This window comes from Anabaena cylindrica UHCC 0172, from assembly GCF_034931625.1.
GTDB lineage: Bacteria > Cyanobacteriota > Cyanobacteriia > Cyanobacteriales > Nostocaceae > Anabaena > Anabaena cylindrica_A.
The window spans coordinates 37,202-61,676 of record NZ_JAYGGY010000096.1 but is presented as its reverse complement, the minus strand read 5'-3'; the positions used below and the strand labels follow the sequence as shown (position 1 = coordinate 61,676).

Here is a 24,475-nt window from a genome sequence, read left to right as displayed (position 1 = left end):
CAGGAGTCAGGAGTCAGGAGTCAGGAGTCAGGAGTCAGGAGTCAGGAGTCAGGAGAAAGAAGAAGGAGAAAGAAGAATATTTTTCTCTTTTGTTCCCTGCTATATCAAATATCCTGAATCCTTACAAAATGGATAATTTAGTTGATTCTTTTAATCACGAAAATAACGCTATAGTTAATAATGTTAAGATTGAAATTCAAAATCAAAGAGATAATTTGGATGATGCAAAAGATAAGTCGGGTAGGTTGCTAAGAATTATTAAAATTGCCACTGCTTTCACTGCTGGTGCTGAACTAGCGGAAAAAGGGTAGTGCTGAATAAATCTAAAACTTTAGATATATCAAGAGTTTGAAGGTTAAAAAGGTGAATCAGTTGCAAGAAATAAGCGTTGAAACTACCAAAAATTTATCATTTGACTAGATTCAAGACTATTCTTCTCTTCTTCTAATTCTGACTCCTGACTCCTAACTCCTGACTTCTAGCCCTAACCAAAAGGCTTTTTCAGTAAGTCTCAAATAAACAGGACTTTGATCATAAAAACAATATCCCCGACTTTTTTAAGAAGCTAGTAATCTGAATTGAAACGTTTCTACAAGGTTTACAGCATTAAGGGGGTTGTAAGATATAAGAAGTAACCTAGCCTTTCACACCGCCATCACCAATGACATCAACATTGCTACAATTTCCTCGCCTTAATGCTCCAAAGCTACACCATTTACCCAATGGTTTAACAATCATCGCCGAGCAAATGCCGGTAGAAGCCGTTAATCTCAGCTTATGGGTAAAAATCGGCTCTGCTGTAGAGTCAGATGCGATTAACGGTATGGCTCATTTTTTAGAGCATATGATTTTTAAGGGAACACAGCAATTGGTAAGTGGCGAGTTTGAAAGGCGAATTGAAGAACGGGGTGCGGTGACGAATGCAGCTACCAGCCAAGATTACACTCATTACTATATAAATACTGCTCCTCAAGACTTTGCTGAATTAGCACCACTACAAATGGATGTGGTTTTTAATGCCAGTATTCCTGATGAAGCTTTTGAAAGGGAACGTTTGGTAGTTCTGGAAGAAATTAGACGTTCGGAGGATAATCCCCGGCGGCGGATTTTTCGTCGGATTATGGAAACTGCTTTTGATTCCCTACCTTACCGTCGTCCGGTGTTGGGGCCAGAAGATGTAATTTCTCAACTTAAACCCCAGCAAATGCGAGATTTCCATACTAATTGGTATCAACCCCAGTCAGTTACGGCTGTAGCTGTAGGTAATTTACCTGTGGAAGAATTGGTCGAAATTGTTGCTGAAGGTTTGAATAAGAATAATCAACAGTCAACGGTGAACCGTCAACAATCAACATTTGTTCCTGAACCAGCATTTACAGAAATTGTTAGACAAGAATTTGTTGATGAAACTCTCCAGCAAGCAAGGTTAGTGATGATTTGGCGAGTTCCAGGGTTAATGGAACTAAATCAAACTTATGCGCTGGATGTTTTAGCAGGAATTTTAGGACATGGACGGACATCCAGACTGGTGTATGATTTGCGGGAAGAACGGGGCTTGGTGAGTACAATTTCTGTGGGTAATATGAGCCATCTGTTACAAGGTGCGTTTTCTGTTTCGGCGAAGTGTGAAGTAGAAGATTTACCAGCAGTAGAAGAAGCGATCGCACAACATCTGCGAAAATTACAAACAGAATTGGTGAAAGAATCTGAAATCGACCGTGTACGGCGACGTGTAGCCAATAGATTTGTGTTTGGAAATGAAACTCCAAGCGATCGCGCCGGCTTATATGGTTATTATCAATCTTTAATTGGCGATTTAGAACCAGCATTTAATTACCCAAATTACATTCAATCCCAAAATGCAACTGACTTAATGCAAGCTGCAAAAGATTATCTTTCCCCAGATGCCTATGGTGTAGTTGTTATCAAACCACTGTAGGGGCGGGGTTTCCCCGCCCTTTATGATCTCTTCTTAAAAATTGACAAGTAAGGGCGAATTACATCGCCCCCATCACAAACTATGATTTGGCAAGAAATTGATACTCATATTAGCCAAGTAACTGGCCAAAAATTTCAATCTTCACAACATTTATCCGTCAGTGGTGGCTGTATTAACCAAGGTTATGCAATTAGCGATAGTCAAAGAACCTACTTTATCAAAATTAACCAAGCATCCCAAGTAAAAATGTTTGCAGCAGAAATGCTGGGTTTACAACAGATGCACAACACAGAAACTATTCGTGTTCCTCAACCTCTGTGTTGGGGTATAACTGGTGATTCTGGCTATATCGTCATGGAATGGCTAGAAATGACAGATGCTAATAGCAAATCCTGGACAAAAATGGGGCGCAAATTAGCAGCAATGCACAAAAATACCAGTCAAAGTGGTTTTGGTTGGGATATGGATAATACTATTGGTTCCACACCACAAATTAATACTTGGCTGAATAATTGGACAGAGTTCTACATTCAACATCGCTTAGGTTATCAATTTCAATTAGCCAGACGAAAAGGTGGAAATTTTCCTCTAGAAAATAAATTATTAGGTACTATCCCAGAATTATTAGCAGATCATCAAGTGCAACCATCTCTAGTACATGGTGATTTATGGGGAGGAAATGCAGGTTGTACTATTGATGGTGAACCTGTCATTTTTGATCCAGCAACTTATTTTGGTGATCGAGAAGTTGATATTGCCATGACAGAATTATTTGGTGGTTTCCCACCAAATTTTTATCAAGGATATGAGGAAGTATTTCCTTTGGATGAAGGATATGAAAAACGGAAAACACTTTATAATCTTTATCATGTTTTAAATCATTTTAATTTGTTCGGTGGTGGTTATGCTTCCCAAGCAAATCAGATGATTGAGCGAATTTTGCGGAATGTATGAATTTAAAAAAATTGTTTGTTTGATTCCCCACAACCAAAATATAGCAATTATCATGCAAGTGAGGTACAAGCTGTAATAATTTAACGCAGATGGACGCAGATATAGCTTGCTTCCCGCAGGGTACGCAGATGATTTTGTACTTCACTAGACTAGGAAACGCTATAAATAAATTTTTGATTTGCGAAACGTGAAATACTATCAACTACAAACCAACGCTTTACCTAATAATTATCTAAATGATTTATGGGGAGAAATTCACGCTAGTCCTTACTTTGCTATCAACAATCTCAACCGCGATTTTATCAATACCAAAGGATTTTCTGTGGTGTTTCAACGTCAGGGATTAAAAACTGTTGAACAAAAATTCCCCTTTTTTAAGCCTTATTTAGATATAGCACTTCAGTCAAATTGTAATGCTTTTTATCTCAATCCTTTACTCTTAAAAGAAGGTTCTCGTGTAGATCCACATATAGATCGTTCCTTACGTTCTTATTGCAAAACTATTGAACCACCCAGTATTGTTAGTGTTCTCTATGTGCGAGTACCAGAAAATATGGAGGGGGGAGAATTGCTGCTAAAATCGCCTAAACGCCAAATTGGGCAAGTTAAACCCCAAAACAATACCCTGGTTTACTTTCAAGGTGATTTAACCCATTCTGTGAATGCAGTCAAAACTCCCGGAAATCGCTTAAGTTTGGTTTGTGAGCAATATAATTTAAGTGAGGCTGAATTACGAGATATACCGGAGTTTACCGTAGAATCAAGGGTTAGTCAGTCTACAAATAAGAAACGAAAGTACGCCTACTAGGAATTATTGCAATTGCATCTTACCATTTATGAACACAACCCTGCTAAACAATCGTTATCAAATAATCCGCACTCTTGGATCTGGTGGTTTTGGTGAAACCTTTCTCGCTAAAGATACCAATATGCCATCAGAGCGACTTTGTGTAGTTAAACAACTAAAACCAATTCAGAATAATCCTCAGATTTATCAACTAGTACAAGAGAGATTCCAACGAGAGGCAGCAATTTTAGAATCACTTGGTGGTGCATCTGATCAAATTCCTACTTTATATGCTTACTTCTCTACTGGAGGGGAATTTTACTTGGTTCAGGAGTGGATAGAAGGAGATACTTTAACAGAAAAAATTCAAAGGCAAGGATTATTTGCTGAAACCGCAATTGAGGAATTATTAGTTAATATATTACCTGTTTTAGAGTATATTCATTCACAACATATTATTCACCGAGATATTAAGCCGGATAATATTATTCTGCCTTATCGTGATAATAAACCTGTGCTAATTGATTTCGGTGCGGTACGGGAATCAATGGCAACTGTATTAAATTCTCAGGGAAATCCTACTAGCTCAATCGTAATTGGTACACCAGGATTTATGCCCAGTGAACAAGCAGCAGGAAGACCAGTTTATTCCAGTGATTTATACAGTTTAGGTTTAACTGCAATTTATTTACTAACTGGGAGACAACCTCAACAACTAGAGACAGATTCACAAACTGCGGAAATAGTTTGGAGACATTTTGCAAGTAATATTAATCCTATTCTTGCACGAGTAATTGATAAAGCTATTGCTTATCATCCCAGAGAACGCTTTGCATCTGCTAGAGAAATGTTGAATGCTTTACAGATGAAGTCAGTTGGTTTGCCTATGACATCAGCTAATAATCAACCACTAGTTACTCAAACAAAAATTTATCATAATTTACAGAATACATTTACAGTTAGTCAAAAGGACATAATTTCACCATTTAATAACAAAAAAAGAGAAACAATTCTACCTAGTATTATCGCTAGTAGTTTAATTGGTGTTTCTATTATTATTGGGTTTGCTATTAATAAATCATCTCCACCTGTTGAATCTGCTAACAACACAAACACAACAGTATCTTCCTCAAATAAAAATTCAGTAGAATCTTCATCAGCAAGTCAGGAATATCCAAAAATAGCATCATCCAACAAGAATTTATCTCAATTGCCTGACGCGATACAGACTCAAATTAATCGCTCATTACCAGAAAAATCTATAGTCAATAATTCATTTTATTTTGTAGCTGATTCTGCCTTTAAAGATTTACGAACTGCTAATATACAAGTTAAAAAATTACAGTTGATGGGTTATTATCAATCTGGCATTTTTTGGATACCAGATTATCCAAATTTATCAGGAAAACGTCTATATGAGGTATATGCAAATCAGTTTAGCGATCGCACCAAATGTATCAACTTCTTGAAAATCTATGGACAATTTAATTCAGATGCTTATTGTGTGCTTGCGAGTAAAGATGCTAACATATCGCCTGATCGAGTATATTTTAATAAATTGAGATAGTAATTTCTGTGGTTGCCATATCAATTATCCATTGCTTTTAAAGATGATCTTGCGATTTACAAAATGTCAGTTATAATTGCTTCGTACAGTGTTAGTTAGGAAAATACAAGTTTATGAAACGGTGGAATTGTTTAGCAGCTTCTTTAGTTTTATTGAGTAGTATTAATATTTTGATTTTACCTGCAAAAGCTGAAAAAGTTTGTCAAGTAACAGACCCTACTGGTACTCCTCTGAATATTAGAGATATTCCTAATGGTCGAATTATAAATAAATTGAAAAATGGGAAGGAAGTTTACATTCTGGAAATAGCTTATGACAATACAAGAAGACCTTGGGCTAAAATAGCTGGGTATCACAATGGCAAGCAGAGAATTTGGGGTTGGGCATTTAGAGAATTTATTAGCTGCTATAACCGCTGATTGCATATTTTGATAAAAAGACTAAAGTGATGAAGCTAAATCTCAACTTATTAATTGGTTGTGCAAAATTAAATATATATTGAGATTGCTTCGTTCCTTTTCTGTAAGAGACGCTACGCGAACGCAATGACAAGGATTTGATATTTTCAGAATGTATAAATATTTTTGCCTAACTACATTATAAATGGAATCATAACGCAATCATGGAAAAGGTAGAAAAAGCATTAGCACAGCTAATATTTACAAAATTTATTTATGCAAAATAGTAGATCACCAAGATACATCTCATCCCTACATCGTCAAAGTATCTGATATACATTTGGAAAGGATATCGCATCTCAACCTTTCATGACACAAACACTGCTCAATAATCGCTATCAAGTTATCCAAGTACTCGGTGCTGGTGGGTTTGGGGAAACCTTCCTCGCAGAAGATACCCATATGCCTTCTCGTCGTCGCTGTGTAATTAAGCAACTTAAACCAATTAGTAATGATCCACAAACCTATCAACTTATTCAACAGCGGTTTGAAAGGGAAGCGGCTATTTTGGAGTATCTGGGTGAAAGTAGCGGCCAAATTCCTAAACTTTACGCTTATTTTTCTGAAAATGGGCAATTTTACCTTGTTCAAGAATGGATTCATGGCCAAACCCTCAGTCAGATGTTGGCAGCTAAAGGATCTGTAGCGGAAACAACTGTCAGAGAAATTCTCTTAAGCTTGCTGCCGGTTTTAGATTATGTCCACAACAAGGGTATTATTCATCGAGATATTAAACCAGATAATATTATTCTGCGTTCCCAAGATCACAAACCAGTTTTGATTGATTTTGGTGCTGTTAAAGAAACTATCCGTACTGTTATCAATCCTGGGGCAAATCCTGTACAATCCATTGTCATAGGCACACCTGGGTATATGCCGAGTGAACAAGCTATCGGCCGTCCAGTTTACGCCACAGACATCTATAGTTTGGGCTTGACAGCGATTTACTTGCTAAGTGGCAAACAACCCCAAGAATTAGAAACTCATCCACAGACAGGGCAAATACTCTGGCAACAATATGTTTCTGGTGTATCTCCAGAATTAGCGATCGCACTTACACAAGCAATTGAACCACGAACGAGCGATCGCTACACAACAGCCAATAAAATGCTCCAGGCTTTAAAATCAGCTAATAATAATATTTCTCGCTCCTCCTCCTCTCCTACTACTGCGGCCACAATTAGCCTGAGTCCAGCTGCTGCTAATATTCAGCCCACCCAATCAATATCTGCACCTACTCAAACTCCCGTTATCAAAGAAGCTCATAGCCCCAAAATCTGGCAAAAACCTGCTGTAATTTTTGGTAGTATGCTAGTAGGAAGTTTAATTGGTGCAGTAGCAATTTCTAGTATTACTCGTCAACAGCCATCTACATCAACTGTCAATACAGAAACACAAACTGCCAATACCCTACCCCAAACTTCTGTTACACCCACTCCTGCTCAGTCTTTATCAGAATCCAATTCTTCTACAGCAGTTACACCAGCACCAGATCAAGAGCCTGTGATTGAAAATACTCCTACACTCCCCATCTCATCAACACCACAAGTAGAAATAGACAATCAACAGCAACCAGATGTAGTTCCCACAACAGAGGTATTTTCAGATGCTCAGAACAAGCCAGATAAGAAAAAAAAGAAATCACGTGAGCAATTAAATACTACTAATATCAGCCAAAGTATTCCCGCCTTTCCTACAGGTACATCCAGAGACACCGTAGAACAAACTCTTGGTAAAAATAAAGATTTAAAAGGCGCATGGGGTAATACTCGCGCTGTAACTTATCAGGTAGTACCTAAGCAAATTGATCTAGGTTACTTATTTGACCGTAAATCTGGAAGACTACGCCAAACTGAGGCATCTTTTGCTCAAACAGTAGATCCCCAAGTCATGCAGTCTACATTGAATGGAATGCTAGGCGGACAAGCATCGGCAGAAATTCAACAAGGACTACAACAAATACAACAACGTCAATCAGATGACTTTAGTTTTACTCAGGGTTCTGTTAAAGGTCAAATTGTGCGGCAAAGCTGTGATTTTATTTATATTAGTATTTGGGATGAAGACTTACATGATTTTGTAAATCCCTCCTCAGCCAAACAGTGTTAAATTTTGAATCAGGATTTATAGGATTTAATTTAGTTAATTTCACTAGACTTTCTTCATCCTGTACATCCTTAAATCCTGGTTATCCTGATTCAGACATTTATCATCGTCGGATTTAATTTAGTTAATTTCACTAGACTTTCTTCATCCTATACATCCTTAAATCCTGGCTATCCTGATTCAGACATTTATTAATAAAAAAAAGGAGCCTCAATGAGACTCCTTACATAAAAATACTAATTCATAATTGAATTACAAATTACTTGATTGCTACCTTACCGCCAGCTTCTTCAACACGCTTCTTGATATCCTCAGCAGCTTCCTTAGTGACAGCTTCCTTAATTGCTTTAGGAGCAGCTTCTACTAAGTCCTTAGCTTCTTTCAGACCTAAACCTGTGATTTCACGGACAATCTTCAGCACAGCAATCTTCTTATCAGCTGGAACTGATTCTAGAACTGCATCAAATTCGGTTTTTTCTTCTACTACTTCAGCAGCAGCAGCACCGGGAGCAGCCATCATCATCATTCCACCAGCGGCTGGAGCAGCACTTACACCAAAAGCTTCTTCAATTTGCTTAACTAATTCAGAAGCTTCCAGCAAAGTCAATGATTTCAATTGTTCTAAAATTTGTTCGGTTGCAGCAGACATTGATATAAACTCCGTAATGTTTGATTAGTTGTTAGTTATTAGTCATTAGTTTTGATAATGATCTATAAACTAATGAAAAACTCTATTCGGCTGTACTTTCAGCAGCACTTTCGGCAGGACTTTCAGTACTACTACCTTCTTCTTTCTCGGCAACAGCTTGCAAAGCGCGAGCCAAAGAACTGGGAACTTCGTTGATACCCACAGCGACTTTGGTAGCCAAAGCGTTGATAGCTCCAGCAATTTGCGCCATGAGTTGTTCCTTAGATGGCAAGTCTCCTAAAGCCTTGACATCAGTTTCTTTTAGCAAGCGACCGTCCATAACGCCACCACGAAGTTCTGTCTTCTTGGTAACTTTTTGGAACTCTTGGTAAGTCTTAATTGCCGATGAAAAATCTTCTTTAACTAGCAAAAAGGCGGAAGCACCTTGAAGCAGTTCTGACAAAGGCTGCCATTTTTCTTCGTCTTGAATGGCAATGCCCATAAAGGTGTTTTTTGTCACCTTACAAACAGTGCCGCTAGGACGTAACCGCCGTCTTAAGTCAGTGATTTCGGCAACTGTCAGACCCTGATAATCAATTACCAGTGCTAAAGTTGACTCACTCAAAGAAACTTTAAGGTCAGCTACAATCTCTTTTTTGTTTTCTAACGTTCTACCCATAATAGTTTCACCTCCAAGGGCAAAATCTTATAGTGATTAGTGATTGAGTTATTTATGTTCTCTTTTCACTGTCACCTTTAACGTGTAACCTTCTATCCTGACCAACCGAAAACAACAAACCCCAGCTACATTTGCCGGGGTTTCACAGTAGTACTTTGTAATGGCACAGTTGTTAAACTGTTTTTGTCAAACTTTAGGCCATGAAAGTAGTAACCTCGGCAGGATATTAAGCTATTAGCACCTGCTGTCTCCGGCTTTGCTTATTAAATTGTGGTCGTTGGTTATTAGTAATTGGTGATAATATTTCAGCTATTACCTATTACCAATTACCCATTACCAAATTATGCAGCTTCGGTCAGTTTTAAATCTCGTAGAGCGCTGATATCTATTCTAATGGATGGTCCCATAGTCGCGGACACATACAATGTACGCCAGTAACGACCTTTAGCTCCTGAAGGACGATTACGGTCAATTGTCTCTTGCAGAGCTTTGAGGTTGACTAACAAATCTTCAGGCGCAAAAGTTGCCTTACCAAACATAACATGGACAATCCCAGTCCGATCAGCACGGAATTCTAATTTACCAGCTTTGAATTCAGCGATCGCACTTGCTACGTCAAATGTTACTGTTCCACCTTTAGGTGATGGCATCAAACCACGAGGTCCAAGCAACTTACCCAGTTTTGCCACCATGGGCATTACATCTGGTGTGGCAATTAGCTTGTCGAAGTCCATCATCCCTTTTTGAATATCTTCAATCAGTTCTTCTGAACCAGCTATATCAGCACCAGCGTTGGTTGCTTCTGTAACTTTTTCACCTCTAGCAATAACTGCCACTCGGACAATTTGTCCTGTTCCTTTTGGCAGTGCCACAGTTGTCCGCAACTGTTGGTCTGTATACTTGGGGTCAATTCCTAGTCTGATATGAGCTTCCACTGCTTCTGCGAATTTAGCTGTTGCTGTTTCTTTCAACAGAGCTAACGCTTCTACTGGTGAGTAGTCCCTATCTTCAACCTTGTCTTGCAATGCCTGCAAGCGCCGTGATAATTTCTTGCCCATTTTTTTCTCCTGGGGTAATTCCGAAGTTTTTAGCCTCTCCCCCGATACAATTTTGGATTTTAAATTTTGGATTTTGGATTGAGTCTAATTATTAACCCAGTGTTCAAAACTCAAAATTTCTTAAGTTCTTAGTCTGTGATGGTAACACCCATGTTTTTGGCTGTTCCTTCCACAATATTCATTGCCGCATCAATATCATTGGCATTGAGGTCAGGAAGTTTGGTTTGAGCAATTTCCCGCAATTGCACTCTGGTGATGCTCCCAACTTTCTTTTTGTTGGGTTCATTAGAGCCTCTTTCTATTTTCGCTGCCTTGCGAATCAATACTGATGCTGGTGGTGTTTTGAGTACAAATGTAAAGCTCCGGTCTTCAAAAACCGAAATTTCTACAGGTATTACCATTCCAGCTTGGTCTGCTGTTTTGGCGTTGTACTCTTTGCAAAACATCATGATGTTAACGCCGTGTTGACCCAATGCTGGGCCTACTGGCGGTGCTGGGTTGGCTTTTCCAGCATTCAGGGCCAGTTTAATGACCGCTACTACTTTCTTCGCCATTTGGATTTAGCTCTGTTTTTCTACCTGATTAAATTCCAATTCTACTGGTGTATCCCTTCCGAAAATCGAGAGTAGAGCTTTGAGCTTACTCCGTTCTGGCGAAACTTCAATCACCTCTCCTTCAAAGTCCTTAAATGGACCAGAAAGCACCATTATCTTATCACCTGTAGCCATATCAATTTTGACTATCGGTTCTTGTTCACTGGTTTGTTTGAAGATGCGTTCAACTTCTAAATGACTCAGGGGTAATGGTTTGACGTGACCGCGACCTTTACCTGTGCCACGTTTTTGTTCTGCTCCCACGAAATTAATCACGTGGGAGGTGTTACGTACCACCTGCCAAGTATCATCATTCATCAACATTCGCACCAACACGTAACCAGGGAATACTTTTTCCTCTGCTGGCTGGCGTTTACCATCCTTACGGATTTTCACCGTCGGTGTGTGAGGAATCTCCACTTGGATGATTTTATCAGCTACATCAAAAGTTTGGATGCGCTGTTCTAAGTTTGTCTTCACGCGTTTTTCACAGCCTGAGGCTACTTGCACTGCATACCAGCGTGCTTCCTTATGCGCTGTTTCTAGCGCTTCCTCTGACTGCAAAGTGTTGCGTGGTTCATCTGTTGCAGAAGTCATCAGAATACCTGTTTTGCTGCCCAAGCAAACAATCCATCGACCAAATATATCAAAGATGCGGAGAGTGTCACCATTAACAATACAGCTGCTGATTCACTCACCAACTGCTTCCGACTAGGCCAAACTACTTTCTCAAGTTCTTCTTTTGTTCCTTGGAAGAAGTTGTTTAAGCTGAACCCATTTCCGGTTTCTGGCATTTCTGCTTCATTTTTTTTGGCCACGGTCGTTATTCCCCCCGTTTCTTACATAGCTACACCTTGCTATTTTTCGCTAAGGTTTACAGCTTCGACCCATTTCTGTGGAAACAAAAAAGCTGCAAGTAAAAAATAATTATACCCGAAATAATCAACGCTGACTGCTTGTTCAACAGATGCGTTTTTGCTTCGGGCAATATTTTTTGCTTTTGAGCGCGCCCTGGAGGACTTGAACCCCCGACATCAGGTTTTGGAGACCTGCGTTCTACCAACTGAACTAAGAGCGCACAAGCTGTCTTTGTTTCAGTCATTGCGCTGAACTTTTTTAGTTTAACGCAATTTCGACTTTGATTATAACCTATTTTTGTTTGAGATGCAAGTTAGCGGCAGATGCCGCTTGCAGGTTGAGATTTCTCGCCTAAGTTTGGCAAGAATGGATCACAAGGCGCGGTCAAACCGTTGCTTAATTCGGGTTGCTTTACCAACGCGATCGCGTAGATAATATAGTTTAGCGCGTCGTACTCTACCACGGCGGAGGACTTTGATGTTTTCAATTCTGGGGGAATGCAGCAAAAATACTCGCTCAACTCCCACGCCTTGGAAAACTTTACGGACGGTGATTGTTTCATTAATTCCACCGTTGCGCTTACCAATTACCACCCCTTCATAGGGTTGGATACGGTATTTTTCACCTTCTTTAATTTTGACTCCTACCCGAACAGTATCACCCACATAAATGATGGGTATATCTGATTTTAGCTGTTCCGCTTCAATAGAGCGGATAATCTCTTGAGCGTTCATAATTTATCTATTATTTCTGAAAAAAACCCACAATCATCAATCATAAATCCATAACCCCCTGACAGTCCAGATATTCGAGATTGTTGATTTTTTGTATTGAAAACACTGAGTAGCTAAATTTTCTAAAATAGAGGTCAATTTTGGCTTTTTAATTGGGAACACTAAATAAAGTAGAGCTAATTTAGAGCTAATTTATACTATTGACATCACAATATCTGTTGTATTTCTGAATTCAGTTCAGTATTTTTTATGAAATTTACCATTCTCATCAGCACTTATAACCGTCTACATCTGCTAAAAAGAGCGATTTACTCGGCGCTGAACCAGACGATTGATTGCGAGGTAGTTGTTGTGGACGACTGCTCATCTGATGACACAGGTGTTTTTATTAAAAGCCTAGGAAATAGTATAGTTTACCATCGTAACCCAGTTAACCAGGGTCATGCTGCATCTGTAAATGCTGGTATAGCAAAAGCTAACGGTGAATGGATTAAGTTTTTGGATGATGATGATTACTTAGCACCCAATTGTCTAGAAGAAATAGAAAAAGCTATTTCTATCCATCCCCATGCTGTCATATGTTCTTGTATTGCAGCTCAAGTAGATAGCAAAGAAGTAGAACTCAGTCGCACTCGACCATATGGGAGTAATTCAGCGTGCTATATTCCGCAAGCAGATATTCATTACGGTATGCTGCTAGAACTTGTACCTTTTGGCACACCTGCCCAGGTAGCTTGTCGACGTGATGCTTTTATGAAAACACATGGTTGGGACTCTACACTTAATACTAACTGCGATGATATTGATTCATGGATTCACATTGCCCAGTTTGGCGATGCTATTTTCCTAAATCAATGTCTTGCCTATCGTACTATTTGGACTGGTGCGTATAATCAAAAAATTTCTTTATCTCAACGATTAGCGACAAATATTCTGATGAAGCAGAAGATTTACACATTAGTAGATGAACAGCATCGCTCTAAAATACCTGATTTTCAAGATATACAGAAATACTTAAAATTGCATTGGATTTTGGTAGCAATCAAGCAAAGAAATTTTAGAAATTTATTACCACTACTAGATTTAAGCATCTTGTCTTTTCAGGCTTGGAGAATTCTACTATCAGTTATGTTTATGCGTCATTTCAAATTTAAAAATGATTCAATTCGCCAAATACCTTTGATGTAACTTAGTAAGTTTTACAATTCAATTATGGGTGTATTTTTTGAATTCAATATACTGTGAATAAAAACATACTGATGGTAATTTAATTGCTGATTATTGATTCTGTAAATGAAAGTTTATTTATTTACAGGTGACAATTAAAGCTAACAAAAAATATTCATATAGGAACAGAAGAAATATAAATAATCTTGTATATGATAGAGCAGAAATAGAAACTATAATAACATAAAACTTATGAAGAATAAGATATAAGGATGCTTAGAGGACATTTGAAAATTCTCTCATTGTGTATCACATATTTTCAGATCCCCTAACCCTCTTTCTAAGGAGAGCTAAATTCATCAAAGTCTCCTTTTTTAAGGGGGGATCTACAAGTGTTAAATACCACAGGAAAAACTTTTCAAACAACCTCTTGGAAGGAGAATTAATTTCCTTCTATTTTATTTAAATAACTGTAAAATTAAAATTAAGCCTTTTAAAAGGTTATGCGAATCATACATATATTGAACCATGTTCAAGAAATAGGTAATGGGATTGTGAATGTCGCCGTTGATCTTGCGTGTTTGCAGGCAAAAAATGGTGATGAGGTAGCAATAATTTCCGGTGGGGGAGCGTATGAAAAACTATTGCATAAATTTGGTGTTAGACACTACCAAATAGACCAAAGTCGCCAGCCAGTAAATATAATAAAAGCAGCAGTGGCTTATCGAGCAATTGTACAAGAATTTCAGCCCGATATTGTTCATGCCCATATGATGACAGGCTTGGTTTTAGCATATAGTTTGAGATTCAGAAATAAGTATGCTTTAGTCTCTACAGTACATAATGAATTTCAGCGTGCTAGTGTACTGATGGGTTTAGCTGAAAGGGTAATTGCTGTCAGCAAGTCAGTGCAAAGTTCAATGGTGCGACGTGGTATTCCGCAACATAAACTGAGAGTAGTCCGCAATGGGACTTTAGGTAGTCCGCGTACTCGAAAAATATCAGATTATCAACCTTTAAATTTACAACATCCTGCGATCGCAACTGTGGCCGGGATGTATAAACGTAAAGGTATCACTGAATTAATTGCTGCTTTTGAGCAAATTGCCCAGGATTTCCCCACAGCGCATCTTTATCTAGTAGGGAATGGTCCCGATAGAGAAATGTTTGCAGCGCAAGCCCAAACAACTTCTGTGAGCGATCGCATCCATTTTGAAGGATTTCAATCAGAACCCCAAAGCTACTTACTATCTTGCGATATTTTCGTTCTTGCCTCTCACCGTGATCCGTGTCCCCTCGTACTTTCAGAAGCGAGAGAAGCAGGTGCTGCCATTATTGCTACACAGGTAGACGGCATCCCCGAAGCCTTAGATCATGGAGAAGCTGGGGTTTTAGTACCAACTAAAAACAGTCAAGCTTTAGCTGAGGCATTGGTTAATCTCTTAATAAACCCGGATATTCTCCAAACTTGGAAACATCGGTCACAGGAAAATTTAGAGTCTCTAAATATTGCCCGTGTACATCAGGAAACAATGGCAGTTTATAGAGAATTGGTAAGTGGTGAGTTATGAACTCGTTACTAGACATCTTGTGAAATTTATCTGTAACCCTTGTAGAGACGTTCCATGTCTCTACAGTGTTTGTTTGATTGCTATATATTACTGATACTTTCTTTTCCAAATCCGCAACCTGATAAATATGGGTTTCGCCCAACGTCCACCGATTAAATCGTGTAACAACGTATAAAAACAGGGAATTATAAACAGGGTTAGCAGTGTTGCTAAAGACAAACCAGAAAATACCACGACACCCAGTGGTTGCAGAAATTCTGAACCTTCGCCAATTCCCAAAGCCAGGGGAAACATACCTAAAACAGTGGTAATTGTAGTCATCAAAATTGGGCGTAAACGTTGGGGTGCAGCTTTTAAAATTGCAGTTTTGCGGTCAATGTGTTCTCGTTCTCGAATTTGATTAGCTAGTTCCACCATAATAATGGCGTTGTTAACCACAATACCTACTAGCAAGACCGCACCGACAACTACTGTTGCACCAACGGCAGTTTCAGTCAGATACAGACCAAAAATACCACCAGCTAATGCCAGCGGGATAGTAAACAAAATTACTAAAGGGTCTACGAGGGAATTGTATTGGACAGCCATGACAACAAAGACCAAGAAGATAGCTAATCCCCCTAATAGTTGTAGCGATTTTTGTAGTTGTTGATTAGATTCAGCTGCCGTACTGGGTAAAATACTCACTCCTTGAGGCCAATTTACACTGTTGAGGACTTGATTTACCTGATCTAGTGCTTGACTCAAGCTTGCTCCTTCTGCCAAATTACCCGCAATCAGGAAAACTTGACGCTGATTAATCCGCTGAATTTCTCCTGGTGCTTGACCTGTGGTAATTTTGGCGACATCACTCAAGCGAATTTGTTGATTACCTTCCACAAATAGAGGTAATCTTTCTAACTGAGAAGTTGATTTAACCGCAGCTTCGTTCAACTGCACCCGGACATCAACTAAGCGGTTATTGCGTTGTAGCTGGGTGGGTATACTGCCTTCAATTGCCGTTTGGATTGTGTCTCCAATCTCTTTGGTATTCAAACCAACTTTGGCAACTCGTTCCCAGTCGGGTAAAATTTGAATTTCTGGTTGACGTGGATCTGCATCAGGACGGAAGCGAACTGAGGTGACTTTTTCTTCTAAAGTTGCTAATAACTCATTACCAACTTGTTCTAAAGTGTCTGAGTCATTTCCTTGGAGAATGATATCAACATCAGCATTGCGGAGAGGGGAGTTGTTGAGAATTAAACCCCGCACTTGACCAGGAGAGAGACGGAGACGAATATCTACTAAGTTCAGCTTGCTAAACTCTTTAGTAACACGTTCCACATAATTGTCTATATCTGTGTCTGGTTTGAGGGTAATGGTGCTGGAACTTCGCAGAGGGTTAGCAGTGCTATTGTTACCAAAGAGAAAACCACCAACTGTAGAAAATACATATTCTGTTTCCGGCTGTTGACGAAGAATGTCATCGACAGCATTCATAACTTTTTGGTTGGTTTCTAAAGGTGTACCAGGGGGAAACTGGGCGAATAAGCTTACTTGTCCGGTATTAATGCGGGGAAGAATTTCTTGGGGAAGTTGGGGAGCTATCCAGAAACTACCACCACCAAATAGAATAATAGCGATCGCAATTGTTAATAATCTCCAGCGCAATATCCCACTTAAAAAACTGCTATAAGCTCTTGTTGCTGCCTCGAAACGGCTATTAAATACCCGCAATGGCCAAAAATTATTTAGGGAACTAGAAACGGGTAAACTTAATAACCGCGATGTCAGCATGGGAACAACGGTAACGGCGATGAGAATTGAGGCCGCTACGGAAAAGCTGATGGTGAGAATTAACTCGTTGAAGAGTAAGGAAATAAAACCACCAATCAATAAAAATGGCAATACTGCCACTAAATTAGTACTGGTGGAAGCAACTAAAGCTGATTCTACTTCTCGGCTGCTTACTTCAGATTGTTGAATAATTGACGCAGGGGATAATTTTGACCCTTGATTGCGAATTTTTGTTTGATTAATTCCCTCAGCTATGTTTTCTAACATGACAATGGAATTATCAACCACAATTCCCACGCCTAACGCTAAACCACCCAAGCTAAAGACATTCAGTGATAAGCCAAATAAACCCATGAAAATAATCGCTGTCAAAGATGCTAGGGGAATGGCGACAACAATAATAAAGGTTTGACGGAGAGAACCTAAAAAGAGTAAAACTGCGATCGCTGCTAAACCTGAGCCAATTAACCCGGAAATAGTCACATTAGTTATAGAATTACGGATAAATTTTGATTCGTCTAAAGTAGCTGTGAGACTGGCTTCTGGAGGAATCACACCCACTTTTTGTAATTCTGCTAAACGTTTTTTAACCCCATCAACAACTTTAACGGTATTAGCATCTGACTGTTTTTGAATGCTGACTTTTACGGACTCTTCGCCGTTGAGTAAAACATATACTCGTTGTTGTTCTGAGCCATCAATAACTTCAGCAAAATCTCGTAAGTAAACACGATTTTTGATAGTAGAGTTGGGTGCAGATACTTCAAAGGAAAGATTATTAAGTTCATCGGCACTTTGAAAGCGTCCTACAGTCCGGGTTAAAGCTTCTGAATTTGTGCCTAAAATCCGACCACCAGAAACATCTTGATTGCGGTTTTGCAGTTCGTTGAGTACATCTGTCAAACCCACACCAATGGCTTGGAGACGATTTAAATCAACATTGACCCTAACTTCTTCCTTGACTCCTCCCGATACATCTACCCCTGCAACTCCATCTACTACACCCAATTCACGGGCTAGTTCTTCTTCGGCAAAAACTCTTAAATCAACACCTTTAAGAGTGGGTGAAGTAATTGCAAATTCATAAACAGGTAACTGGGAAGGATCAACTTTAAATAATCGTGCTTCTTGAATATTATCTGGTAATTGATTTCTGGCTCGGTTAAAAGAGGCTGAGGCATCATTGAGAGCTTGGTCAATATTTCCTCCCGGTTGAAAGTACAAATCCACACTAATTCGACCTTCACGGGTTTGAGAAAAAACCTGAATTACGCCTTCAGTCGCAGAAAAAGCCTCTTCTAAAGGTTTGGTAACTTCATCAACTGCTACGTCTGGGGAAATTCCTGGAGCTTCTATCCTGACACCAATCCGAGGATAAGTGATAGATGGAAGTAAATCCACAGGTAAACGAATAATAAAAAATACTCCCATGACAATCACAGCTAAGGTGAGCATGAGTGTGCCAATGTGTTGGCGAATAGAAATAGCACTGATACTAAAGCCGTTGTTAGTATTTGTTGTTTGCATTTTTTTAAATCTCGGATGTAGGATGTGGGGTTTGCATGAAAACCCAATTACCAATTACTGAAGTTGTTATTTCTCTGATAAAACTGATAACTTCACAACTGCACCATCTTTTAATGGCTGACTACTGCGAACAACATAATTTTCTCCTGGTTGTAAGCCAGAAATAATTTCTACTTTCCCGTCACTTGTTTTCCCTAAGGTGACAGTTCGTGCTTTAACCTTGGGTTTACCGTCTGTTTTGTCAAGAATAAATATTTTGCCGCTGTTGTCTGCTGGTTGTTTTTGTCTTTGAGAACCATTAATTGCTGTTTGTGGCACGATGACGCGCTGTGGTGTCCCAGAAGTAAAATTGACTCGCGCTAGTAGTCCGCTACCAATTTTTCCACCGCTATTGGGAATTACTACTTCTATTGGTATTAAACGGGCTGTACTATCGGCTGTTGGAGAAATGCGAGTAACTCTACCCATGATATTTGTTTCCGGAAAAGCATCCAGTCGCACTTTTACAGATTGTCCAACCTGAATTTTTCCTAGTTCTAATTCAGACACTTGGACTACGACTTTAATCCGACTAAAGTCACCAATTTTTAAGACTTCGTTACCTGGTTGGAGGAGATTACCTGGTTCTGTGACTTTTTCTGTGACTATGCCAGTAATTGGGGAGATTAAACGGGCGTAGGAACGGCGTTCTGTGGCGGCTGAAACTGCGGCTTGCTGGGCAAATACTATTCCTTGGGCAGCAGCAACGGCTTGTTTTTCGGTTCTAACTTGTTCAAGGGTGGCTTGTAGGGCTTGGGCTGCGGTTTTAGCTGTGGTTTGAGCTTGTTGGGCGACTTGTTCGGAAATTGCGCCTTCTTTCAATAATTTTTGTTGTCTTTGGGAATCTGCTTTGGCTTGTACTACTTCTAGACGCGCTTTTTCTACTTCGGCGTTTGCATTACTTACCTGTGTCATCGCCCTGGCTACTTCTGATTTACGGGCTGCTAGTTCTGCTTCGGCTCTTTGTAATTCTGTTCTGAGGAGAACATCATCTAACTGGCTGATGATTTGTCCTTTTTGGACTGTATCCCCGACATCTAGGTTTAATGCTAGTAGTCTTCCTTCTACTTGCGATCGCACGGAAACTATCCGAAATGCTGTGGTGTTACCTATATATTCGGCTGGGGCGCTCAATAAGTCGGTCTGAGCGATCGCTACATCTACAGCAGTTTCATTGTTAGCTCTTTCTCTACCACCAGGTTGCCTAGATTGCGCTTCAGCTGATTCTTTTGGCAATGAACCACAACTTGCTGTTAATAGTCCCAGTACACAGAATACTAATAAACTATGGCCATTCATGACTGGGCTGGCAACTAGAGAAGTTGGGATTTTCACCTGTTTTTCTGACTTATTTCCGTCCAAAATCATGAATCTTTCTCCAATTTAGGGAGTGTTTGCACTCAAATCGCAGTTTCTTAACAAGTAATTTTTAATAGATACGAATGAAAAAAAATAGCGATAAAAATTTAGCTTTTTCATGCTATTTATGTATCCCCAATTACTTTTTTTACTAAATAAAACTGACAGAATTTTTACTATATCCAGAGGATATAGATGTAATTTCTAATGATCTCAGAAACTATAAAATAAGTATAAAGATTTTGTCAGCAAAAGGTAATAGGTAATTAGTCATGGTTTGAGTATGTGGGATGAAAAAAACAAGAATCTCAAACTATTGCTTTTGCCACGCTGACCTAACAGGAGTAAGGTTTACGCCTTTCTTTGTATTTGTATTAGTAAGCGGTTTTACCATTCCTAGCGGCTGAGCCGAAATGTGTCTCAAGGACTAGTATTTTTGAGTGTTTTGTGTAAACATTACAAATAGTAAACAATTATTGCCTTTATTGCCATCATAATATAAGTCCAGATTCATCACAAGGTTATGGACTTACGGTGCAGAAAAAATACAGGCACGAAAGCAACTTAATTCACTGTTTAGATGAGGAAGGTAATAAGTGACATCACCGCTGAAAATTATCCAAACTGCTGATCAACAGGAGATTGCAGAGTTTTTCCTAGCATCAGTAGGTGATTGGCGATCTGAACGGCGCTATTACACCCTACCCCAAGGAGAAACTCAAGAGATGGTGAGTATGATTACCATCCGGTTTTTAGAACAGGGGGAAGATGAATTGCAAAAACTGGCTCAGTTACATGATTTGCCAAATTTAGAGATTTTGACTTGTGGTGCTAAAGTCACTTGGGAAAGCACTAATATACACAAAGCCAGCAAAGAATCGACTGGGATGACAGTGTTTGGCGTGTTGGGAAATATCTTGTATCGCGATCGCGGTTTTGCTACAACTAAACCAGTCACCGCTCAATTTTATTTCCCCAATTCCCAAACCATGTGTTTGCGAACTGAGTACAACAACTCAGTCTTTGAGGAAGAAATTAAACTCATTGGTAATAAATACCGCACCAGACAGAGTATAATTTCCCGTGCTGGTGAGCAATTGATGATTGGGCAATACTTGGAAAAGCGGATCGAGTGTTAAGTGTCATCATTTTCAGCCAATTGGTTGCAAGTTAATAACCTCATTCTGCAACCAGGCATAAAATCCTTGGCCTCCGCTAAAATGGGAACATATAGGGAAATCAATGGATAATTTAGCGGGAACGTTCTATTTCTCTATGCTGGCTAGGCTTGTCTTCACCACTCATCAGGTGGGTTGAAATACCAGCCAGTCAGCAGTTTGCAAGGGCTGATAAAAAAATTTATAAAAATTTTGTGAAATTTTCACCCAAAAAGCCGGTTTATATGTAATGATTGTGGAGAGAATTAATTCGGCGATTAGTGTTTTGTTGTTAGTATTGACAGGCTTTCCACTTGTGGTATTTACAGACTGCTCTCCGAAATCTAAATCTCTACAAACCCGTGATTTTGGAGACATAATATGTCGGTTTACGTAGGTAATCTTTCTTACGAAGTTACACAGGATGCTTTAACACAAGTCTTTGCAGAATATGGTTCTGTAAAGCGTGTTCAGATCCCCACTGACCGTGAAACAGGCCGTGTACGCGGTTTTGCTTTCGTAGAGATGGGTACAGAAGCAGAAGAAACAGCGGCTATCGAAGCACTTGATGGTGCTGAATGGATGGGTCGCGACTTGAAAGTTAATAAAGCCAAGCCCAAAGAAGACCGTGGTGGTTCCTTCGGCGGTGGCGGCGGCGGACGTGGTGGATACGGTGGCGGCGGTGGCGGCGGCCGTGGCGGCGGCGGTGGTCGCTACTAAGTAGCAACTACGACGCTCTATCGGCCAAACCGTTAAATTGCGTTAAATAAAAGTAACCTATTCCGGCTGCGGGGTGGGTTATTTTTTTGGTTTTTAATTTTCAATTTAATTTTAAAGCTGTAATTCAAATCCTGGTAAAACATCTTCTCCAGAAAGTAGCGCGGGAAGTTGAACGATTTCTACAGGTTTTCCGAGTCGGTAAATTTCTGTTTGTTTGTCTTGGGGATTAATTAACCAACCTAAACGCAAACCATTATCTATATATTCCTGCATCTTTTCTTGCAGGGTTTTCAATCTGTCTGTTTTTGATCTCAGTTCAATTATAAAATCTGGTGTGAGTGGGGGAAATTTTTCCCGTTCTTCCGCTGTTAATGCTTCCCAGCGTTCTAATTTTATCCAAGCTACATCACAACATCAGGTGAACGTTTCGCACCATTGGGAAGTCGGAATATGGTTGAGGAACTAAATACTATTCCTAATTGTGTTTGGTAATTCCAATTACCTACTTTAAAATTTAGATCAGCTTCATTACGGCCGCTTTCTCCTCCTGAACCTGGGATAATTATTAGTTGTCCTGTTGCGGTTAGTTCTAGGTTTAAGTCTTTATTATCAGTACAGAGTTGGTAAAACTGATCATTTGTAAGGTGAATAATAGGATCTAAGTTTAAGGTAACGGTATTCATTTGAGTTTATTAGTGCAATTGTTCTGGGTTAAAATTTTCAGAATCAACAGACCTATAAAAATATTATATGTTTCAATCCCTAATAGGGATTAAGAGAAATTGCAATTTGGTTACGCTGGGTCGTTTTGTATATGTTCAGTGGTTTCAATCCCTAATAGGGATTAAGAGAAATTGCAATATTTAAAATACTCTCCCAATTAGCAGCGTTAAAATTGTTTCAATCCCTAATAGGGATTAAGAGAAATTGCAATTTAATTTGGTTTTTGCTCATCTCCGGGGTGATATATAAGTTTCAATCCCTAATAGGGATTAAGAGAAATTGCAATCGACAGAGGAGAAAACCCACTGCCACAATGCCCGACGTTTCAATCCCTAATAGGGATTAAGAGAAATTGCAATTATCTGGTGTTGATACTGCTTTTGGAGTTTACGACAGTTTCAATCCCTAATAGGGATTAAGAGAAATTGCAATACTGGAGTACTATAATCATCTAGTGGCATATAAGCGTGGTTTCAATCCCTAATAGGGATTAAGAGAAATTGCAATCGGATATGAGTACTTTATTGGTCAAAAACTAGTAAGTGTTTCAATCCCTAATAGGGATTAAGAGAAATTGCAATTCAACTACTGGACAGCCAACTTTTGCTGCCACTAATCACGTGTTTCAATCCCTAATAGGGATTAAGAGAAATTGCAATATGACCATAACCTTAGAAAGATCCACTACTACCAGTTTCAATCCCTAATAGGGATTAAGAGAAATTGCAATTCCCTTCATCAATTCCTGTTCATGGTCTGACTTAATGTTTCAATCCCTAATAGGGATTAAGAGAAATTGCAATCAAACTACCACCTTTTAAATTTCCAGAAATTCCGAGTTTCAATCCCTAATAGGGATTAAGAGAAATTGCAATAGATTTTGCTTATAGAGAGGCTGAAACAATATTAAACGTTTCAATCCCTAATAGGGATTAAGAGAAATTGCAATCAGCGCCATACTTGCCAGATGTGAAATCTTTCATGGTTTCAATCCCTAATAGGGATTAAGAGAAATTGCAATGTTAATGACTATTTCGCCACTCGAAAGATTCAAGTTTCAATCCCTAATAGGGATTAAGAGAAATTGCAATTAACCACGCTAATAGAGTAACCTGAGTTAAACCGTCTAGTTTCAATCCCTAATAGGGATTAAGAGAAATTGCAATTAGGGGTTGCAACCAATTATCAAAAGCCCAATCTGAGAGTTTCAATCCCTAATAGGGATTAAGAGAAATTGCAATTTCGGTTTATTAATGAATCTTGCTATGCAAGGTGTAGGGTTTCAATCCCTAATAGGGATTAAGAGAAATTGCAATTCGTAACCCGTTTTAAACGGTAGTTAGCTTGCATAAGTTTCAATCCCTAATAGGGATTAAGAGAAATTGCAATGTAACAAACCTGAGACGGTGAAAAAGTGTAATTTGTTTCAATCCCTAATAGGGATTAAGAGAAATTGCAATCGCCAACTTACTAGATATGATAGTAGGCGCAAAGTTTCAATCCCTAATAGGGATTAAGAGAAATTGCAATGCCCCTGGAATACGTTGATTTTAAGGGTAACAAGCACACAGAGTTTCAATCCCTAATAGGGATTAAGAGAAATTGCAATTAGAATTTATTAACAGTCAACTAGCTGTACACAGTTAATGTTTCAATCCCTAATAGGGATTAAGAGAAATTGCAATGTTGCATACAATTTGCTTCTCACGGTCGTTGGCATACTGTAGGTTTCAATCCCTAATAGGGATTAAGAGAAATTGCAATTTTCTTGTTTAAATTCAAGCCACCATTCAGCTAATTGTTTCAATCCCTAATAGGGATTAAGAGAAATTGCAATCACCAAACTGCCGAACATATTCAAGAATTTGAGAGTAAAAGTTTCAATCCCTAATAGGGATTAAGAGAAATTGCAATTATCATCAATCGCCTTTTGCACATTGGTAGGGACTAGTTTCAATCCCTAATAGGGATTAAGAGAAATTGCAATGGCAACGGCAGAACCAACAGAAGAACTTGCAGAGTTTCAATCCCTAATAGGGATTAAGAGAAATTGCAATGTTGCATACAATTTGCTT

The 24,475-nt window shown here is 39.0% G+C and carries 20 protein-coding genes, 1 tRNA gene, 2 pseudogenes, 1 CRISPR repeat array and 1 other annotated feature; of the genes and pseudogenes, 11 read left to right on the top strand and 12 right to left on the bottom strand.

All coding sequences use genetic code 11. The annotated features are described in order from the left end of the window. The 7 genes and pseudogenes from VB713_RS21690 to VB713_RS21660 all read left to right on the top strand — a co-directional run. Nucleotides 1-311: pseudogene (locus VB713_RS21690) on the top strand (hypothetical protein); the annotation flags it as partial. A 350-nt stretch (nucleotides 312-661) separates the two neighbouring features. Further along, nucleotides 662-1,939, top strand: a complete 1,278-nt coding sequence (locus VB713_RS21685) for a pitrilysin family protein (RefSeq protein ID WP_323313574.1) — start codon at nucleotides 662-664, stop codon at nucleotides 1,937-1,939. Between the two features lie 81 nt (nucleotides 1,940-2,020). Beyond that, nucleotides 2,021-2,893 carry a fructosamine kinase family protein gene (locus tag VB713_RS21680; RefSeq protein WP_323313573.1) on the top strand — a complete coding sequence of 291 codons (873 nt, stop codon included), beginning with the start codon at nucleotides 2,021-2,023 and terminating at the stop codon, nucleotides 2,891-2,893. Between the two features lie 187 nt (nucleotides 2,894-3,080). Continuing rightward, nucleotides 3,081-3,701, top strand: a complete 621-nt coding sequence (locus VB713_RS21675; RefSeq protein WP_323313572.1) for a 2OG-Fe(II) oxygenase — start codon at nucleotides 3,081-3,083, stop codon at nucleotides 3,699-3,701. 28 nt (nucleotides 3,702-3,729) lie between these two features. After that, nucleotides 3,730-5,247 carry a serine/threonine-protein kinase gene (locus VB713_RS21670; protein ID WP_323313571.1) on the top strand — a complete coding sequence of 506 codons (1,518 nt, stop codon included), beginning with the start codon at nucleotides 3,730-3,732 and terminating at the stop codon, nucleotides 5,245-5,247. Between the two features lie 113 nt (nucleotides 5,248-5,360). Beyond that, nucleotides 5,361-5,666: an SH3 domain-containing protein gene (locus VB713_RS21665; protein WP_323313570.1), complete on the top strand. Its 306-nt coding sequence runs from the start codon at nucleotides 5,361-5,363 to the stop codon at nucleotides 5,664-5,666. A 348-nt stretch (nucleotides 5,667-6,014) separates the two neighbouring features. Beyond that, nucleotides 6,015-7,814, top strand: a complete 1,800-nt coding sequence (locus VB713_RS21660) for a protein kinase domain-containing protein (protein WP_323313569.1) — start codon at nucleotides 6,015-6,017, stop codon at nucleotides 7,812-7,814. A gap of 256 nt (nucleotides 7,815-8,070) precedes the next feature. On the opposite strand, the gene rplL is transcribed toward VB713_RS21660, so the two are convergent. The 8 genes from rplL to rplS form a co-directional block, all read right to left on the bottom strand. Then, on the bottom strand, nucleotides 8,071-8,460 hold the full coding sequence (gene rplL / locus VB713_RS21655) for a 50S ribosomal protein L7/L12 (protein WP_323313568.1): 390 nt from the start codon (nucleotides 8,458-8,460) through the stop codon (nucleotides 8,071-8,073). A gap of 82 nt (nucleotides 8,461-8,542) precedes the next feature. Further along, nucleotides 8,543-9,118, bottom strand: coding sequence for a 50S ribosomal protein L10 (gene rplJ / locus VB713_RS21650; RefSeq protein ID WP_323313567.1), 576 nt, complete (start codon nucleotides 9,116-9,118; stop codon nucleotides 8,543-8,545). A 104-nt stretch (nucleotides 9,119-9,222) separates the two neighbouring features. Next, nucleotides 9,223-9,390 (bottom strand) — a sequence feature (ribosomal protein L10 leader region). 69 nt (nucleotides 9,391-9,459) lie between these two features. Beyond that, a complete protein-coding gene (gene rplA, locus VB713_RS21645; RefSeq protein ID WP_323313566.1) occupies nucleotides 9,460-10,176 on the bottom strand; it encodes a 50S ribosomal protein L1 in 717 nt (238 codons plus the stop codon). A gap of 128 nt (nucleotides 10,177-10,304) precedes the next feature. Then, entirely contained in the window at nucleotides 10,305-10,730 is a 426-nt protein-coding gene (gene rplK, locus VB713_RS21640) for a 50S ribosomal protein L11 (RefSeq protein ID WP_015214693.1), read from the bottom strand. A 6-nt stretch (nucleotides 10,731-10,736) separates the two neighbouring features. Further along, entirely contained in the window at nucleotides 10,737-11,366 is a 630-nt protein-coding gene (gene nusG / locus VB713_RS21635) for a transcription termination/antitermination protein NusG (RefSeq protein WP_323313565.1), read from the bottom strand. Next, nucleotides 11,366-11,587, bottom strand: coding sequence for a preprotein translocase subunit SecE (gene secE / locus VB713_RS21630; protein WP_013190422.1), 222 nt, complete (start codon nucleotides 11,585-11,587; stop codon nucleotides 11,366-11,368). The genes nusG and secE overlap by 1 nt, the downstream gene beginning before the upstream one ends. Nucleotides 11,588-11,774: 187 nt before the next feature. Next, nucleotides 11,775-11,847 (bottom strand) — tRNA-Trp (locus VB713_RS21625). 151 nt (nucleotides 11,848-11,998) lie between these two features. After that, entirely contained in the window at nucleotides 11,999-12,361 is a 363-nt protein-coding gene (gene rplS, locus VB713_RS21620; RefSeq protein WP_323313564.1) for a 50S ribosomal protein L19, read from the bottom strand. Nucleotides 12,362-12,610: 249 nt separating this feature from the next. Here rplS and VB713_RS21615 point away from each other — a divergent pair, with 249 nt between their 5' ends. After that, on the top strand, nucleotides 12,611-13,549 hold the full coding sequence (locus tag VB713_RS21615; protein ID WP_323313563.1) for a glycosyltransferase family 2 protein: 939 nt from the start codon (nucleotides 12,611-12,613) through the stop codon (nucleotides 13,547-13,549). 482 nt (nucleotides 13,550-14,031) lie between these two features. Then, entirely contained in the window at nucleotides 14,032-15,099 is a 1,068-nt protein-coding gene (locus tag VB713_RS21610; protein WP_323313562.1) for a glycosyltransferase family 4 protein, read from the top strand. A gap of 87 nt (nucleotides 15,100-15,186) precedes the next feature. Here the strand turns inward: VB713_RS21610 and VB713_RS21605 are convergent, their stop codons facing one another. Together VB713_RS21605 and VB713_RS21600 are read right to left on the bottom strand one after the other, a co-directional pair. After that, a complete protein-coding gene (locus tag VB713_RS21605; RefSeq protein ID WP_323313561.1) occupies nucleotides 15,187-18,402 on the bottom strand; it encodes an efflux RND transporter permease subunit in 3,216 nt (1,071 codons plus the stop codon). 66 nt (nucleotides 18,403-18,468) lie between these two features. Then, a complete protein-coding gene (locus tag VB713_RS21600) occupies nucleotides 18,469-19,809 on the bottom strand; it encodes an efflux RND transporter periplasmic adaptor subunit (protein WP_323313560.1) in 1,341 nt (446 codons plus the stop codon). A 587-nt stretch (nucleotides 19,810-20,396) separates the two neighbouring features. Here VB713_RS21600 and VB713_RS21595 point away from each other — a divergent pair. Beyond that, nucleotides 20,397-20,939, top strand: a complete 543-nt coding sequence (locus tag VB713_RS21595; RefSeq protein WP_323313559.1) for a phycobiliprotein lyase — start codon at nucleotides 20,397-20,399, stop codon at nucleotides 20,937-20,939. A gap of 165 nt (nucleotides 20,940-21,104) precedes the next feature. Here VB713_RS21595 and VB713_RS21590 read toward each other — a convergent pair whose 3' ends face one another. Further along, on the bottom strand, nucleotides 21,105-21,335 hold the full coding sequence (locus tag VB713_RS21590) for a hypothetical protein (RefSeq protein WP_323313558.1): 231 nt from the start codon (nucleotides 21,333-21,335) through the stop codon (nucleotides 21,105-21,107). A 3-nt stretch (nucleotides 21,336-21,338) separates the two neighbouring features. Between VB713_RS21590 and VB713_RS21585 the strand changes: the two genes are divergently transcribed. Next, nucleotides 21,339-21,677: an RNA-binding protein gene (locus tag VB713_RS21585; RefSeq protein WP_323313557.1), complete on the top strand. Its 339-nt coding sequence runs from the start codon at nucleotides 21,339-21,341 to the stop codon at nucleotides 21,675-21,677. 111 nt (nucleotides 21,678-21,788) lie between these two features. Here the strand turns inward: VB713_RS21585 and VB713_RS21580 are convergent. Beyond that, nucleotides 21,789-22,360 (bottom strand): annotated as a pseudogene (locus VB713_RS21580) (Uma2 family endonuclease). Between the two features lie 69 nt (nucleotides 22,361-22,429). Beyond that, nucleotides 22,430-24,457: direct repeats of the CRISPR family, unit length 37 nt; unit sequence GTTTCAATCCCTAATAGGGATTAAGAGAAATTGCAAT. Nucleotides 24,458-24,475: the final 18 nt, after the last annotated feature.

What these genes read in the sequence shown, in the direction of transcription:
- VB713_RS21685 (WP_323313574.1), top strand. Translation starts at nt 662, where the DNA reads ATGACATCAACATTGCTACAATTTCCTCGCCTTAATGCTCCAAAGCTA.
- VB713_RS21680 (WP_323313573.1), top strand. Translation starts at nt 2,021, where the DNA reads ATGATTTGGCAAGAAATTGATACTCATATTAGCCAAGTAACTGGCCAA.
- VB713_RS21670 (WP_323313571.1), top strand. Translation starts at nt 3,730, where the DNA reads ATGAACACAACCCTGCTAAACAATCGTTATCAAATAATCCGCACTCTT.
- VB713_RS21665 (WP_323313570.1), top strand. Translation starts at nt 5,361, where the DNA reads ATGAAACGGTGGAATTGTTTAGCAGCTTCTTTAGTTTTATTGAGTAGT.
- VB713_RS21660 (WP_323313569.1), top strand. Translation starts at nt 6,015, where the DNA reads ATGACACAAACACTGCTCAATAATCGCTATCAAGTTATCCAAGTACTC.
- rplL (WP_323313568.1), bottom strand. Translation starts at nt 8,460, where the DNA reads ATGTCTGCTGCAACCGAACAAATTTTAGAACAATTGAAATCATTGACT.
- rplJ (WP_323313567.1), bottom strand. Translation starts at nt 9,118, where the DNA reads ATGGGTAGAACGTTAGAAAACAAAAAAGAGATTGTAGCTGACCTTAAA.
- rplA (WP_323313566.1), bottom strand. Translation starts at nt 10,176, where the DNA reads ATGGGCAAGAAATTATCACGGCGCTTGCAGGCATTGCAAGACAAGGTT.
- rplK (WP_015214693.1), bottom strand. Translation starts at nt 10,730, where the DNA reads ATGGCGAAGAAAGTAGTAGCGGTCATTAAACTGGCCCTGAATGCTGGA.
- nusG (WP_323313565.1), bottom strand. Translation starts at nt 11,366, where the DNA reads ATGACTTCTGCAACAGATGAACCACGCAACACTTTGCAGTCAGAGGAA.
- rplS (WP_323313564.1), bottom strand. Translation starts at nt 12,361, where the DNA reads ATGAACGCTCAAGAGATTATCCGCTCTATTGAAGCGGAACAGCTAAAA.
- VB713_RS21615 (WP_323313563.1), top strand. Translation starts at nt 12,611, where the DNA reads ATGAAATTTACCATTCTCATCAGCACTTATAACCGTCTACATCTGCTA.
- VB713_RS21610 (WP_323313562.1), top strand. Translation starts at nt 14,032, where the DNA reads ATGCGAATCATACATATATTGAACCATGTTCAAGAAATAGGTAATGGG.
- VB713_RS21605 (WP_323313561.1), bottom strand. Translation starts at nt 18,402, where the DNA reads ATGCAAACAACAAATACTAACAACGGCTTTAGTATCAGTGCTATTTCT.
- VB713_RS21600 (WP_323313560.1), bottom strand. Translation starts at nt 19,809, where the DNA reads ATGATTTTGGACGGAAATAAGTCAGAAAAACAGGTGAAAATCCCAACT.
- VB713_RS21590 (WP_323313558.1), bottom strand. Translation starts at nt 21,335, where the DNA reads ATGTCTCCAAAATCACGGGTTTGTAGAGATTTAGATTTCGGAGAGCAG.
- VB713_RS21585 (WP_323313557.1), top strand. Translation starts at nt 21,339, where the DNA reads ATGTCGGTTTACGTAGGTAATCTTTCTTACGAAGTTACACAGGATGCT.